Origin of the sequence: Nonomuraea lactucae, from assembly GCF_003313395.1 — a bacterium.
GTDB classification, from domain to species: Bacteria; Actinomycetota; Actinomycetes; order Streptosporangiales; family Streptosporangiaceae; genus Nonomuraea; species Nonomuraea lactucae.
On the sequence record NZ_QNFZ01000064.1, the window covers coordinates 1 to 14467 of the forward strand.

Consider the following 14467-nt stretch of genomic DNA (forward strand, 5'->3'; position numbering starts at 1 on the left):
CGGCCGGGCGCGCGGCCCGGACGGCGGACTCGACGGCGGACTCGACGGCGCCGGCATCGGCGGGCCGGGCGAAGCGGATCAGCAGGGTGCGCGCCGCCGGGAGGATGTCGGTGACTCCGGGCACGGGCTCCGCGGTCAGTGAGTCGTAGAGGGCGACGACCTCCTCCAGGCCGTCGAGCTCCACCAGCAGCGCGGTGTCACCGAAGCGGCGCAGGCTCGTCATCGGGCCTCCCCGGCCAACGGCGCGGTCTCGAACCCGGCCGACGGCGCGGTCTCCATGCCCGCGAACGGCGCGGTCTCGATGCCCGCGAACGGCGCGGTCTCGATGCCGTGCTCGTGCAGCGCCCGGCGCACAGCGCGGGCCAGGTCCACGGCTCCCGGGCTGTCGCCGTGCACGCAGATCGACTCGGCGCGCACGCTCAACGGGGTGCCGTCGGCCGCCTCGATCGGCTCGCCGCGCGCCATGCGCACGCAGCGCCCGGCCACCTGCTCGGGGTCGTGGAGCACCGCGCCCGGCCGTCCGCGCGGCACGAGCGTGCCCTCCGGGGTGTACGCGCGGTCGGCGAAACACTCGGTCACCGTGGGGAGGCCGGCCCGCGCGGCCTGGCGCAGCCACTCCGAACCGGGCAGGCCGAGCACCGGCAGGCCGGCGTCGTAGGCGCGGACGGCCGCCACGACGGCGCCCGCCTGCGCCTCGTGGCGAACGATCGCGTTGTAGAGCGCGCCGTGCGGCTTGACGTAGCGGACCCTGCTCCCGGCGGCGCGGGCGAAGGCGTCCAGGGCGCCGATCTGGTAGAGGACGTCGTCGGCCAGATCCCGGAGCGGCACGTCGACGAACCTCCTGCCGAAGCCGGCGAGGTCGCGGTAGCCCACGTGGGCGCCGATCGCCACGCCCCGCCGGGCGGCGGTCTCGCAGGTGGTACGCATGATCGACGGATCCCCGGCGTGGAACCCGCAGGCCACGTTCGCGCTGGTGACGATCGACAGGAGGGTCTCGTCGTCACCGAGCTCCCAGGGGCCGAACCCCTCCCCCAGGTCGGAGTTGAGGTCGATGCGGAGTACGGGCACGGTCGGCTCCAAGGTCGAGGCGGGTCAGTGCAGTTCGCCGGCCCGGGTCTCCGGCAGCCCGAGCAGCGCCAGCAGTGCGATGCCGTAGGCCATGGCGCCGAAGGCCATCGCGCCGCCCACGCTGTAGGTGGTTGCCAGGTAGCCGATGGCGGCCGGGAAGAACGCGCCCACGCCGCGCCCCACGTTGTAGGTGAAGCCCTGGCCGGTGCCCCGGACGTGGGCGGGATACAGCTCGGACAGGTACGCGCCGAACCCGCTGAAGATCGCGGACGAGCAGAAGCCGAGCGGGAAGCCCAGGAACAGCACGTACGCGTTGGCGTCGGCCGGCAGCTGCGTGTAGAGCATGATGAGCGTCCCGCTGAGGGCGGCGAAGATGGCGAAGGTGTTCTTGCGGCCGATCCGGTCGGTGAAGTAGCCGCCGGTCAGGTAGCCGGCGAACGCGCCGGTGATGAGGAAGGCGAGGTAGCCGCCGGTGCCGATCACCGACAGGCCGCGCTCGGTCTTGAGGTAGGTGGGCACCCACGTGGCCAGCGTGTAGTAGCCGCCCTGCACCCCGGTGGCGAGGATGGCCGCGAACAGCGTCCGGCCGGCCAGATCGCCTTTGAAGATCTCCAGGAGCGAGGCGCGGGGGGCGCGCTCCCGCTTCTCGGCGGCGGCGGGTGCGTCGGTGACGCTGCGCCGTACGTAGATCACCAGCAGGGCGGGCAGCGCGCCGGTGAGGAACAGCACCCGCCAGGCGAGGCCCTGCTCGAAGAGGCTGAACACGAGTGTGGAGACCAGCACGGCGACGCCCCAGCCCACGGCCCACGAGCTCTGGATCATCGCGACCGCGCGGCCGCGGTGCCTGGCCCGCGCGTACTCGGCGACCAGGATCGCCCCGGCCGCCCACTCGCCGCCGAAGCCGAGGCCCTGCAGGGCGCGGAAGACGAGCAGGGTCTCGTAGTTCTGGGCGACGCCGCACAGGGCGGTGAAGACGGCGTACGTGACCACGGTCACCATGAGCGTGCGCGAGCGGCCGATCCGGTCGGCGAGCACGCCCGCGATGACGCCGCCGAACGCGGAGAACACCAGGGTGGCGGTGGCCAGCAGGCCGGTCTGCGGCTTGTCGAGGCCGAAGGTGGCGGCGATCGCGACCAGGCCGAGCGGGAGCACCCAGAAGTCGTAGGAGTCGAGCCCGAAGCCGAGGAAGGCGCCCTTGAACGCCTTACGGCCGTTGCGGCCGAGGGTCGTGTACCAGGCGAAGGGACCGGCCGCCGCCAGGCCTTCGGCGCCGTCCGCGCCGTCCGTGCGGACACCGGTGGCTGGTGGGGGTGTGGACGAGTGTGTCATGGCGAGCCTCGCTGCTCAGCGGGGAGGGGTCGTTGCGTTCAACATAAGGATTGTTCAACGATCCGACAAGGCTTGGGCGCCAAGATTTTCGGGAGGCCCTATCGTGAAGGGATGCTGACGGTCGGCATCGATCTCGCGGCCGAGGCGGCCAGGACCGCCGTGGCGTGGCTCGACTGGTCGGCGGGCGGCGCCCGGCTCGACAGGCTGGAGATCCGGGCGGACGACGGCCTCCTCGTCGAGGCGGTGCTGGGGGCGGACAAGTCAGGGTTCGACTGCCCGCTCGGCTGGCCGGACAGGTTCGTCGACTTCGTCACCGCTCACCGGGCCGGCCACGTCCAGGTGCCGGAGGGGCTCGCGGGGCGCGCCTGGCGCCGGGACCTGGCGCTCCGGGTCACCGATCAGGTGGTCCACGAGGTGACCGGGCTCACGCCGCTGAGCGTGTCCGCCGACCGCATCGGGCACGCGAGCATGCGCTGCGCCGGCCTGCTGGCGGAGCTGGCACGGCGGGGGCGGCCGGTCGACAGGCGGGGCCGGGGCGCCGTGGTCGAGGTCTACCCGGCGGCCTCGCTGAAGCGGTGGCGGTTGCCGTACAAGGGGTACAAGCGCGCCGCCAACCTGGTCGCGCTCGGTCAACTCGTCGACGCGCTCCAGGCCGCGGCCCCCTGGCTGGACCTCGGCGCGTACGAGGGGATCTGCCGGGCCTCCGACGACGCCACCGACGCCGTCGTCGCCGCGCTCGCCGCCCGCGCGTCGGCCCTGGACCTGGTGACCGTACCGGTGGGCGAGCAGGACGAGGCGGCGCGCGCCGAAGGGTGGATCGCGCTGCCCACCACGCCCCTGGACCGGCTCCGGCCGTCACCTACAGGCGGGTGACGAACCAGTCGGCGGCCAGGCGGGCCACCTCTTCGAGGGCGCCGGACTCCTCGAACAGGTGCGACGCGCCCGGCACGATCTCCAGCCGGGCCTCGCCGCCCACCAGCCGCACCGCCTGGCGGTTGAGCTCGATGACCACCGTGTCGTTCCCGCCGACGATGAGCAGGGTGGGCTGGTGCATCTTGGGCAGCGCGTCGCCGGCCAGGTCGGGGCGGCCGCCTCTCGACACGATCGCCCGCACGGTGGTGGGCCGCCTGGCGGCCGCGACGAGCGCCGCCGCCGCGCCGGTGCTCGCGCCGAACAGCCCGATGGGGGGTGACCCGCTCCGTCCGTCCGGCGTGATGGTGCGCGCGCCCTCCGTGGGCGGACCGGGCCCGGTCCAGTCGGTCACCACCGCCCAGTCGACCAGCTCGGTCATCCGGTCGGCGAGCAGGGTGATGTCGAACCTGAGCTCCCGGGTCACCGAGTCGAGCCGTTCCTCGGCCGGGGTCAGCAGGTCGGCGAGCACGGTGGCCAGCCCGGCCGCCTGGAGGTGCGCCGCGACGTAGCGGTTGCGCGGGCTGTGGCGGCTGCTGCCGCTGCCGTGCGCGAACAGCACCACGCCCCTCGGGTCGTCGGGCGTGGCGACGTCCGCGTCCAGGACCACGTCGGCCACAGGGACGCGCAGGCTCTCTTCCATGACTGTCATGGCCGTCCCCCTCCATCCACACTACGCCCGCCGGCCCCGGAACCCCGGGACCGGCGAGGCTGCGCATGACCGCGTTCCCGGCGACAGGACGACCGCGAGCGTGAGGACGGCACGCTCGCGGTCGCGAATGGTTTTCAGACAGATCTGATCAGGGGGCGGACGCCCGTGCGCCTGAGGCGGATGCGGTCCCTGCGGCGGGCCGGCTCCAGCACGATCGTGCGCGCCCCCTGCGGGACGTGCCGCAGGTCGTGCGTGATGAGGATCGTCGTCCGCCCGGCCATGAGCCGTCGCAGCGGCTCCATGATCCGTGCGGCCGTCGCCTCGTCCAGCCCGGTCATCGGCTCGTCGAGCACCAGCACGGGCGCGTCTCGGACGAGCGCCCTGGCTATCGCGACGCGCTGCCGCTGCCCCCCGGACAGCAGCCTGCCGCGCTGGCCGACCGGCGTCTCGTACCCGCGTGGCAGCGTGCTGACGAAGTCGTGCACACCGGCGAGCTCCGCGGCCCGGATCACCTGGTCGGGCGTGGCGCCCGGACGGCCGTATGCGATGTTCTCCCGCACCGTCCCGGAGAACAGCATGCTCTCCTGGTGCAGGATCGTGATGTTGTCGCGGAGCGACGCCCGCGTCAGGTCGCGGATGTCGACGCCGTCCAGCAGGACGCGGCCGGCGTCCGGGTCGTAGAACCTCAGCAGCAGCTTGGCCAGGGTGGACTTGCCCGCGCCGCTGGGACCGGTGCAGACGACGATGTCGCCCGGCGCGGCGGTGAACGACAGGTCGTGGAGCGTCGGCCGCCTGCGGTTCGGGTAGGTGAAGCCGACGTTCTCGAACTCGACGTGCCCACGGCTCCTGGAGACGAGCGTGATGGCCGTACGGCGGTCGGAGACGGCCGGCCGGGCCTTGAGGATCTCCATGACCCGGTCGGAGCCGGCCGCGGCCTCCGACACGGTCAGCGCGATCTCCCCCAGGGACTGCACGGCCGGGTAGAGCAGCGCCAGGTACGCGGCGAAGGCCAGCAGGCCGCCCAGCGTGAGCCGGCCGGCGGCGATCTCCCACGCGCCGAAGCCGAGGATGACGATCATGCAGATGGTCTCGATGACCTGGACCAGCGGCCCGTACGTGCCCGCCAGCCTGGCCTGCGACAGGTTGGCGAGCAGCCAGCCCTGCCCCTCCTTGTGCAGCCGCCTGGACTCGGTCGCCTGGCGGTTGTACGCCTGCACCAGCGACTGGTTGGCCAGGCTCTCCTCGATGACGCTGTTCATCGCGCCGTTGCTCAGCCGCTCGCTGGCGGCGGCGGTCCTGAACCTGCTCGCGAAGACCTTCGACACCACGAGGAACGCGGGGATCAGCGCCATCGTGATCAGCGCGAGGTCCCACCGGACGAAGAAGGCCGCTCCGGCGAAGAAGACGACGCTGGCCAGGGTGGTGATCACCTTCACCAGGCCGGATCCCACGAGCTCCTCGATGGCCTCGATGTCGTCGGTGAGCCTGGCCATCAGGTCGCCGAGCTTCCGGTTCTCGAAGAAGTCCGGGGTGAGCGACTGGACGTGGGCGAAAATCCGGTCTCGCAGGTTCAGCAGGAAGCGCTCCGCCGCGAGGGCGGTGATGTACGAGCCGGCGAACGCGGCCACCCCGCTCAGCACCGCGAGGCCCAGCCAGGCCAGCGCGGGCCTCCAGAAGGCCCCCAGATCCCGCGTCGCCAGCACCTCGTCGGTGATGCGGCCGAACAGGGCGATGGCGGCGACCTCGCAGAGGGCCGCCGCGATCGCGAACGCCCCGCCGGCCGCGAACAGCCAGCGCAGTCCGCGCGTGCCCGGCCAGAACTCGCGGAACGTCCGGCGGATGGACTCCGCCGGCGCGAGCAGCGGGCGCTCAGCGCGGCTCCTGACAGAGAGCAGCGAGAGCCGGCGGGTGACCCGCCGGCCCTCACTTGGCGCTGTTACCACCACCACCCCCGGCGGCGCCAGCCACAGCCGCCCCAGCCGCCGCCACAACCGCCGCCCCACCAGCGGCCGCCACAGCCACCCCAGCGGCGACGACGGCAACCGCCGCCCCACCAGCGGCCGCCACAGCCACCCCAGCGGCGACGACGGCAGCAGCCGCCGCCCCAGTTCGCTCGGAACCCGGTCTTGAGCGTCATAGCTCCCTCTCCCCCCGTGATCGGGACTTTCATTTCAAAACGGGACGTTAGCACTCACACCCACGCAAATCACTACTAATTTCATTCATTAAATGAGACTTGACCGGACACGCCGCAGAAAGGGCCGGTTGCGCGGGGGTGGTAAATGCCTTGCAAACGTTCGTCGCCGTGCCGTTACTCATGGGATGGTTTAACCTTCAACACGGCCCTCGACCAGGGTTGACGAGGCGTGTCAAGCCTCGTCAGGCCCATAAGGGGGAGGTAAACCGGCGTTTTACGAAAATGTCAACATAGGCGGTGTCGGGTGGCGAAGCCTGACTGACCACGGCACTCGCGAGTGGCATCGAGAGAGGGCCGCGGCGCGTATTTCGGGACCGCATGAGTACGCGCCCCTCGCCCGCGCGCGGGACACGCCCAGGGACCAATCGACGGGCCCTTGGCATGAACGCCCACAGGGCCGCGCCCGGGGGCCGTTCCGGGACGCGTGACACGCGGAGCGCCGGGTAGGCGAGCCACGAATGGCACGAATGGTGGATGGAGCACGACTCCAGGTGATGCAATGGGCCGTGCCGTACGCATCCGAGGAGGCCCTTTGACAGACAACCTCGACCTCGCCGCGAGCGCCCAGGAGCTGGCGGACGCCGCCCCAGCGGGATCGCTGGACCGTGCGGCGGCGGCGTCCGTGGCCATCACGCTGGCCACGACCCGCGACACCGACCAGGCCAGGAAGACGCTCGACGGGCTCGCTCCCGACGACGTGCGCCAGGCCGCGCTCCAGCTCTTCGACCAGCTCCGGGCGTCCTGACGCCCTTCGCGAGCTCGATCCCGCGGCCGGCCCGGCACGGGCGGGCGTCGTCGGCCTGCCCGCGAACCTCTACGCTCGCCGCCCCTCCGGGCCGGGGTGGTCGCCCAGGTGGCCGACCAGCCGCTCCACCTGCTCCGCGAAGTAGGCGGCGAACTCGGGTGAGGCCGGGTCGAGGCCCACGGCGGCCCTGACCAGCCGCGGGAACGAGATGCCCGCCGAGGCCACCGCGAACAGCATCACCAGCACGGCGGCCGGATCGACGTCGGCGGGCAGCTCTCCGGCCTCCTGCCTGCCGCGCAGCCGCTCCACGTTGCGCCGTACGTCCTCGTCCATGCCCGGGTCCGGCGGGCCGTCGTCCGTGAGCCCCTGCCAGATCATGAGCTTGCCGAAGTCCCGGTGGGCGGTGTTGGCCCGGACGTAGTCCGCGACGAGCCGCCCCAGCGGGGTGTCCGGATCGGCGAACGTGCTCTCCTCGCTCTGCCAGCGGCCGGTCAACGCCTCATAGAGGCCCTCCTTGCCGCCGAAGTAGTAGGAAATCAGCTGCTTGTTCACTCCGGCACCGGCGGCGATCTCGCTCACCCGCGCCCCCGCGAACCCCTTGGCGGGATCGGCGGGCTCTGCCTGGCCCAGGGGTTGGTCAAGGCGGGCGGGCGGGTGACCGTCTACGAGCGGGACCGCACCCCGGCCGACCGGCTCCAGGGCTACCGGGTGCACATCGACCCCCATGGCGCCCGCGCCCTGCACGACTGCCTGCCGCCCGAGTCCTGGCAGGCGTTCCTCGACACGACCGGGCGGGGCGGCCAGGACTTCGGCTTCCTCACGGAACGGCTGGAGCGGCTCGCGCTGCTGGAAACCCCCGCGGCGGCCGATCCGGCCGACGGCCACCATTCGGTCAGCCGCATCACGCTCCGGCAGATACTGCTGTCCGGGATGGAGGAGACCGTTCGGTTCGGCAAGACGTTCGAACGCTACGAACGGCGGCCGGACGGACGGATCGAGCTGTTCTTCGCCGACGGCACCAGCCAGACGGCCGCCATCGTGGTGGCCGCCGACGGCGGCAATTCCCGGGTGCGGGGCCAGTACCTGCCGCACGCCAGGCGCGTCGACACCGGCATCACCACGGTGGCCGGCAAGTTCCCGCTGACCCGCGGGACGAGAGAGCTCGTCGCGCGGCGGCTGACCGACGGCCCGAACACCGTCATCCCGCCGAAGGGCCTCGGCATGTTCTGCGCCCCGCACGACCTGGACGGCACCGCGCCTGTGGGCGGCATCGGGGTGACCGAGCAGGACGGCGCGCGGATGGACAACGCCGGCAGCTACGTGCTGTGGGCCGTCGGCGCGGCGCAGGGCCGGTTCCCGGGCGACCTCTCCGGTATGTCCGGCGATCAGCTCAAGGCCTCCGTGGAGCGCCTGATCAGCTCCTGGCACCCCGACCTGCGCCGCATGGTCGCCATGTCCGACCCCGACACCGTCTCGCTGCTGCCGATCCGCACCTCGATCCCGATCGAGCCGTGGCGGGCCACCACCATCACCCTGCTCGGCGACGCCATCCACAGCATGACGCCGATGCGCGGCATCGGGGCCAACACCGCGCTTCGCGACGCCCACCTCCTCTGCCAGGCGCTCACCGGCGGGCGCGAGCCGGTAGAGGCCATCGCCCGGTACGAGGACCGGATGCGGGAGTACGGCTTCGCGGCCGTGCGCGACTCGCTGCGCGCGGCCCAGCAGTTCGTCGGCGACAACAAGCCGGCGAGGCTGGGCTTCAAGGCGTTCCTGCGCACGGCGCAGCGGTTCCCGGCGCTCAAGGCCAGGGTGTTCTCCTGAGCTACGCGGAGAACCCGTTGACCCGGAGCGGGCTGATCCGGACGATCACGCGGACCACGTCGCCGGGCTCCACCGGGGGATCCTCGCCCAGGTACTTGTGCGACAACCGCTTGGGCAGGGTCTTGTCAGGGTCGGCGAGCACCTCGGCGGTGCCGCGGATCTCCACCGAGCGGTACGGGTTGCCGGTGTCGAAGACCGTGAGGCCGACCCGCGGGTCCCTGCTCAGGTTGCGGGTCTTCTGGCGGCCGGTCGTGCTGGAGAACGACACCGTGTCCCCGTCGCGCGCGATCCACACCACCGAAGTCTGCGGGCTGCCGTCGGGGTTGAGCGTCGCCACGGTGGCGAAGTTCCTCCCGTCGAGCAGCTCGCGTGTGGCGTCGTCGAACGTGACCGTCATGACGGGCTCCCTCGCAATACTGTCTGTTACAGCGTTCATGATCTGTAACCATGGCCGCCCGCGGAAGAGGGCACTTCCGTGTTCCAGCGGAACACCGGTGTGACCAACCAGGTGGCGGACATCATGTGATGTCGTGCCACGGCCTATCGCGCGCGCGGCGAATGCGCCAAGGTAGGGGCAGCTTGCACGACGACGTGAGGAGACCGGTGGCCGAGCCAGTCACTGTGGAGGCCCGGGGCAGCGACTTCGCCCGCCTGGCCAGGAAGATCAACGACGCCGGTCTGCTGGACCGGCGTCCCGTCTACTACGCGGTACGGTTCAGCCTGGCCGTGGTCGCCTACCTCGGAGGCTGGGCGCTGTTCTGGTGGGTGGGCGACTCGTGGCTGCAGGTCCTCGTGGCCGCGCTGCTCGCCGTGATCTTCGCGCAGTTCGGGTTCCTCGCGCACGACCTGGGCCACCGCCAGGTCTTCCGGACCCGCCGGCCGAGCGACCTGGTGGGGCTGGTGATCGGAAATCTCGGCGTCGGCCTCGGATGGGGGTGGTGGAACGCCAAGCACAATCGCCACCACGCCAACCCCAACCACGAGGACCACGACCCCGACGTCTCCCCCGCGGTGATCGTCTGGTCGACCGAGCAGGCGGCGCGGAGCAGCGGGCTGCCCCGGTTCGTGGCGAGGTGGCAGGCCTACTTGTTCTTCCCGCTGCTCACGCTGGAGGCCTGGCACCTGCACATCGCGAGCTTCCGGGCGCTGGCGGACCCGGCGATGAAGCGCCGGGGCGTGGAGGCGGTGCTGATGCTGGCGCACTTCGCGGTCTACTTCGGCGCCGTCCTCGCCGTGCTGCCGGTGGGCAAGGCCGTGGTGTTCCTGCTGGTGCACCAGGGCCTCTTCGGCCTCTACCTCGGCGCCACGTTCGCCCCCAACCACAAGGGCATGCCCGTCCTGACAAAGGACGACAAACTCGACTTCCTCCGCAAGCAGGTGCTGACCTCGCGGAACGTGAGGGGCGGGCCGCTGACCGACGTGCTGCTCGGCCAGCTCAACTACCAGATCGAGCACCACCTGTTCCCCAACATGCCGGCGCCCAACCTGCGGCGCGCGCAGCCGATCGTCCAGCGATACTGCGCGGAGATCGGCGTCGGCTACCTGGAGACCGGGCTGGTCACCTCGTACGGCCAGGCGCTCCGGCACCTGCACGAGGTCGGCGCGGCACTCCGCTGAGCCGGGACGTCCGCCCGGCACAGCGGGGGGCCGCTTGGAGGCAGAGGCCGCTCGACGGTGGTCCGCTTCCGGGCAGAGGCCGCTCGACGGTCGTCCAGTCAGCTCTGCGCGAGCCGCCTGCGCAGCTCGTCGCGCCGCAGCTCCAACTCGGCGATCAGCTGGTCCTGCTCGTCGGCCATGGCGATCATCGCGCCGATCTCGATCGGATCGGTGGCGCCGATCTCGCCGATCTGCTCCCGCACTTCCTTGTTCTGGGCCCGCAGCCTGGCCAGATCCTCTTCGATCTGCCGCAGTTCCTCGTCTGTGCTCATCCCCCGCCTCTACCCAGACGCGGCCCGCCCGCACCCCGGCGGCAGACCCCGCCTGCCCGGACCCGTGCAGAATGGGCGCATGCGGAGGTTACCGGCCGGCGTGATCGTGTCCCTCGCGGCGGTCGTCGCCGTGCTGGGCGGCACGCTCGCCACGGCACTGTTCCAGCCGGGCACGTCGCCGGGGCTCCTCGACGTCCTCCTTCCGCTGGTGGCGGCGGGCGGCACACTGGCGCGCAGGCGGCACCCCGTGGCCGCGCTCATCACGGTGGTGGTCTCGGTCGACGTCTACTACCGTCTCGCGGCCCTGGACGGCCCGCTGATCGTCCTGTCGTTCCTCGTCCTCTTCACCGCTGCCGACCAGGGTCACCTCGTCGCCGCCATCGCCACCGGGTCCGCGTCCCTGCTCGCCACGGCCCTCGGTGAGACCGGCGGGGTCAGGCACGTGGACGACAGCATGTTCATACTGATCACCGGCTGGATGGTGGCCTGCATCGCGTTCGGCGGGGTCACCCGCAACCGGCGCGCGTACCTCCAGGAGGCCGAGCGGCGCGCGCGCGAGGCCGAGCACACCAAGGAGGAGGAGGCCAGGCGGCGGGCGAGCGAGGAGCGGCTGCGCATCGCCCGGGAGCTGCACGACGTGATCGGGCACAACATCTCGATGATCAACGTGCAGGCCGCGGCGGCGCTGCACGGGCTGGGCAAGCGCCCTGAAGAGGCCGAGGCCGCGCTCAGGACCATCAAGGAGACGAGCAAGGAGACGCTGCGCGAGCTGCGCACCACGCTCGGCGTGCTGCGGCAGGTCGACGAGGGCGCGCCGACCGCGCCTTCCGACAGCCTGGCCAGGATCGACGCGCTGGTCGCGGCGAGCGGCCTGCGGGTCACGACCGAGCTGTCCGGGCCGCTGGACGAGGTGCCGACCGAGGTGGACCTGGCCGCGACCCGCATCATCCGCGAGGCGCTGACGAACGTCTCCCGGCACTCCGGGGCCTCCGCGGCCAAGCTGAACATCGCCAGCGGATCCGGCCATATCGTGATCCGGGTGGAGGACGACGGCCCTGGCACGGCGTACACCGGGGGCACCGGCTACGGCGTGCGGGGCATGCGCGAGCGCGCCACCGCCCTGGGCGGCACGCTCGAGGCGGGTCCCCGGCCCGAGGGCGGCTTCCGCGTCGTCGCCGACCTGCCCCTGAACGGCCCCCTGAACGGCCCTCTGAACGGCCCTCTGAACGGCGCCGCATGACCGGCGTGCGCCGAGCGAACGGAGCCCGATGATCCGCGTACTCCTCGCAGACGACCAGAACCTCGTACGCGCCGGGTTCCGGTCCATCCTCAGCGACGAGGACGACATCGAGGTGGTGGCCGAGGCCGCCAACGGCGCGGACGCCGTGGCCAGGGCTCGCGAGCTCCGCCCGGACGTGGTGCTCATGGACATCCGGATGCCGGAGCTGGACGGCCTGGAGGCGACCCGCCGGATCGTCGCCGACCCCCGGCTCGACGGCGTCCGGGTGATCATCTTGACCACGTTCGACCTCGACGACTACGTGTACGGCGCGCTGCGGTCAGGCGCCGGCGGCTTCCTGGTCAAGGACACCGAACCGGCCGAACTCATCCACGCGGTCCGGGTCGTGGCCAGGGGCGACGCCCTCATCGCGCCCTCGATCACCCGGCGGCTGATCGCGGAGTTCGCGGGCCGGGTCAAGCGGCCCGAGCCCGGTCCCGAGCTCAACTCGCTGACCGAGCGCGAGCGGGAGGTCATGGCACTGGTCGCGGCGGGCCTGTCCAACGACGAGATCGCCGACCGGCTCGTGCTCAGCCCCGCCACAGCCAAGACGCACGTGAGCCGCATCATGACCAAACTGGGCGCGCGCGACCGGGCCCAGCTCGTGGTGCTCGCCTACGAGGCCGGCATGATCACTCCGGGGTGGCTCACGCCCTGACCCGCCCCTACACCCTGGGTGGTACGCCGGGCGGTTCCCCGGCACCGGAGATGTACGCCGATCGCCTACCCCGGCATGACGCGGCGCGGCGATCCGTACCCGGATGCTCTCCGGCATGGAAACCGTGGACCTCGCCCGCGTGCAGTTCGCCCTCACGGCCGGCGCGCACTTCCTGTTCGTCGCGCTGACCCTGGGCCTCGTGACGCTGGTGGCCGTCATCCAGACCAGGGCGACGCTCACCCGCAGCCCGGTGCACACGCGGATGACGAGGTTCTGGGGCCAGCTCTACGTCATCAACTACGCGATGGGCATCGTCACCGGCCTCGTGATGGAGTTCCAGCTCGGCCTGTCGTGGAGCGGGCTGACGGAGTTCGCGGGCAATGTGTTCGGCGCCGCGCTGGCGATCGAGACGCTGGTGGCCTTCTTCGTCGAGTCCACCTTCCTGGGCCTGTGGATCTTCGGCTGGAACAAGCTGAACCGGTGGGCGCACCTGGCGCTGATCTGGGTGGTCACGCTCACGGCCTACGCCTCGGCCTTCTGGATCCTGGTCTCCAACGGCTTCCTGCAGAACCCGGTGGGCCACGAGCTGGTCGGCGGCGCGCTGCGGCTCGCCGACTTCGGCGCGATGGTCGCCAACCCGGCGGCGCGGGTGGCCTTCTTCCACGTGCTCGGCGGCGCCCTGGTCGTGGGCGGCTACTTCATGGCCGGGGTCAGCGCCCACCACCTGCGCAAGCGCACCGCCGAGCGGGACCTCTTCCGCAAGTCGCTGCGGATCGGGATCGCCGTGGCGCTTCCCGCGACGCTGTTCACCGCGACGTTCGGCGGCCTCGGCTTCGAGACGCTGCAGCCGGCCAAGGTGGCCGCCTGGCTGGGCGACGCCGAGGGGCTCGCCGCGGCCCAGGCCGCGATGGTGGCCGCCCACGGTCCCGGCGACTACCTGCCGCCGGTCGAGTGGGTGCGGGCCGGCGGGATGACGATGATGGTGGTCTTCGCGGTGCTGTTCTTCGTCTCCGGCGCGAGCTTCCTGCTGATGCTGTTCAGGCCGGTGGTGCTGCGCTTCACCCTCTGGCACCGGCTGCTGACCGCGATGGTGCCGCTGCCGTTCGTCGCCATGATCGCCGGCTGGGTCTTCCGCGAGATGGGCCGCCAGCCCTGGGCCGTGTACGGCCTGCTGACGACGGCCGAGGCGATGACACGGTCACGGACGCGCAGATGAGGTTCTCCCTGACCGCGTTCGTGACGGTGTTCGCCGCGCTCATCGTGATCAACTACTGGCTGCTGGCCAGGACCGCCCGCCGCGGGCCCGAGGCCGTGACGCTGGGCGACCGCCCGATCGACGCCCCCTCCCCCGTCGTGACCTTCTGAGGAGCCCGTCATGGAGATCTTCATCCTGGCCTTCTTCGCGCTCGGCTACCTCGTGCTGGCCGGGGCCGACATCGGCGTAGGCATGCTGCTGCCGTACCTGGGGCGCTCCGGCGGCGAGCGGCGCGAGGTGATCGCCGCCATCGCGCCGTTCTTCCTCGGCAACGAGGTCTGGCTGGTGGCCGCCGCGGGCGTGCTCGCCGGGCTCTTCCCCGAGCTGGAAGGCGAGCTGCTGAGCGGCGACTACTCGCTGGTCGTGACGCTGCTGGTCTCCTGGATCGTCCGCGACATGGGGCTGTGGCTGCGCGGCCGGATGCCGGGCGCCGGATGGCGGCGCTTCTGGGACGGGGCCGTCGTCGCCGGGAGCTGGGGGCTGGCGCTGAGCTGGGGCGGGCTGCTCAGCCACGTGCTGCTCGGCATCCGCGGGCCCGTCGCCCTGCTGCCCGCGCTGGTGATGGCCGCGCTGTTCGCCACGCACGGGCTGGCCTTCGCCGCGCTGCGGCTGCGCGGGGGGCC

Annotated in this window: 17 protein-coding genes; 9 read left to right on the plus strand and 8 right to left on the minus strand. The window is 71.9% G+C overall.

The features are described 5' to 3' along the window. The 3 genes from DQW85_RS05265 to DQW85_RS05275 all read right to left on the minus strand — a co-directional run. Positions 1-223 (minus strand): carboxyltransferase domain-containing protein (locus tag DQW85_RS05265; RefSeq protein ID WP_162794745.1); only part of this gene is annotated, 223 nt, incomplete at its 3' end. After that, on the minus strand, positions 220-1068 hold the full coding sequence (locus DQW85_RS05270; protein WP_113699292.1) for a LamB/YcsF family protein: 849 nt from the start codon (positions 1066-1068) through the stop codon (positions 220-222). The genes DQW85_RS05265 and DQW85_RS05270, both read right to left, overlap by 4 nt. A gap of 24 nt (positions 1069-1092) precedes the next feature. After that, on the minus strand, positions 1093-2397 hold the full coding sequence (locus DQW85_RS05275) for an MFS transporter (protein ID WP_113699293.1): 1305 nt from the start codon (positions 2395-2397) through the stop codon (positions 1093-1095). A 111-nt stretch (positions 2398-2508) separates the two neighbouring features. Here DQW85_RS05275 and DQW85_RS05280 point away from each other — a divergent pair, with 111 nt between their 5' ends. Beyond that, positions 2509-3270, plus strand: coding sequence for a DUF429 domain-containing protein (locus DQW85_RS05280; protein ID WP_113699294.1), 762 nt, complete (start codon positions 2509-2511; stop codon positions 3268-3270). On the opposite strand, the gene DQW85_RS05285 is transcribed toward DQW85_RS05280, so the two are convergent. Beyond that, the gene (locus DQW85_RS05285; RefSeq protein WP_113699295.1) at positions 3257-3958 is read right to left on the minus strand and encodes a dienelactone hydrolase family protein; all 702 of its coding nucleotides are present in this window, start codon (positions 3956-3958) and stop codon (positions 3257-3259) included. The genes DQW85_RS05280 and DQW85_RS05285 overlap by 14 nt on opposite strands. 134 nt (positions 3959-4092) lie before the next feature. Next, on the minus strand, positions 4093-6012 hold the full coding sequence (locus DQW85_RS05290) for an ABC transporter ATP-binding protein (protein WP_240196936.1): 1920 nt from the start codon (positions 6010-6012) through the stop codon (positions 4093-4095). Between the two features lie 675 nt (positions 6013-6687). On the opposite strand from DQW85_RS05290, the gene DQW85_RS05295 reads away from it, so the two are divergent. Then, entirely contained in the window at positions 6688-6900 is a 213-nt protein-coding gene (locus DQW85_RS05295; protein ID WP_113699296.1) for a hypothetical protein, read from the plus strand. A 69-nt stretch (positions 6901-6969) separates the two neighbouring features. Here the strand turns inward: DQW85_RS05295 and DQW85_RS05300 are convergent, their stop codons facing one another. Continuing rightward, entirely contained in the window at positions 6970-7626 is a 657-nt protein-coding gene (locus DQW85_RS05300) for a TetR/AcrR family transcriptional regulator (RefSeq protein WP_275888174.1), read from the minus strand. Here DQW85_RS05300 and DQW85_RS05305 point away from each other — a divergent pair. Continuing rightward, positions 7555-8724, plus strand: a complete 1170-nt coding sequence (locus tag DQW85_RS05305) for an FAD-dependent oxidoreductase (protein ID WP_205314892.1) — start codon at positions 7555-7557, stop codon at positions 8722-8724. The genes DQW85_RS05300 and DQW85_RS05305 overlap by 72 nt on opposite strands. Position 8725: 1 nt before the next feature. Here the strand turns inward: DQW85_RS05305 and DQW85_RS05310 are convergent, their stop codons facing one another. Continuing rightward, complete coding sequence (locus DQW85_RS05310) at positions 8726-9121, minus strand: PPOX class F420-dependent oxidoreductase (RefSeq protein ID WP_113699297.1); 396 nt, start codon at positions 9119-9121, stop codon at positions 8726-8728. A gap of 206 nt (positions 9122-9327) precedes the next feature. Here DQW85_RS05310 and DQW85_RS05315 point away from each other — a divergent pair, with 206 nt between their 5' ends. Further along, positions 9328-10341 (plus strand): fatty acid desaturase family protein, encoded by a 1014-nt coding sequence (locus tag DQW85_RS05315; protein ID WP_240196937.1) that lies wholly within the window; start codon positions 9328-9330, stop codon positions 10339-10341. A 98-nt stretch (positions 10342-10439) separates the two neighbouring features. Here the strand turns inward: DQW85_RS05315 and DQW85_RS05320 are convergent, their stop codons facing one another. Continuing rightward, on the minus strand, positions 10440-10652 hold the full coding sequence (locus DQW85_RS05320; protein WP_113699299.1) for a hypothetical protein: 213 nt from the start codon (positions 10650-10652) through the stop codon (positions 10440-10442). Positions 10653-10731: 79 nt separating this feature from the next. Here DQW85_RS05320 and DQW85_RS05325 point away from each other — a divergent pair, with 79 nt between their 5' ends. The 5 genes from DQW85_RS05325 to DQW85_RS05340 all read left to right on the plus strand — a co-directional run. After that, positions 10732-11892 (plus strand): sensor histidine kinase, encoded by a 1161-nt coding sequence (locus tag DQW85_RS05325; protein WP_240196938.1) that lies wholly within the window; start codon positions 10732-10734, stop codon positions 11890-11892. 28 nt (positions 11893-11920) lie between these two features. Beyond that, positions 11921-12589 carry a response regulator gene (locus DQW85_RS05330; RefSeq protein ID WP_113699300.1) on the plus strand — a complete coding sequence of 223 codons (669 nt, stop codon included), beginning with the start codon at positions 11921-11923 and terminating at the stop codon, positions 12587-12589. Positions 12590-12704: 115 nt separating this feature from the next. Then, positions 12705-13805 (plus strand): cytochrome ubiquinol oxidase subunit I, encoded by a 1101-nt coding sequence (locus DQW85_RS05335; protein WP_240196939.1) that lies wholly within the window; start codon positions 12705-12707, stop codon positions 13803-13805. Continuing rightward, positions 13802-13954 (plus strand): hypothetical protein, encoded by a 153-nt coding sequence (locus DQW85_RS46535; protein WP_240196940.1) that lies wholly within the window; start codon positions 13802-13804, stop codon positions 13952-13954. Before DQW85_RS05335 ends, DQW85_RS46535 begins: the two co-directional genes overlap by 4 nt. Before the next feature lie 10 nt (positions 13955-13964). After that, on the plus strand, positions 13965-14467 hold a 503-nt coding region (locus DQW85_RS05340; protein WP_162794747.1), incomplete at its 3' end, for a cytochrome d ubiquinol oxidase subunit II.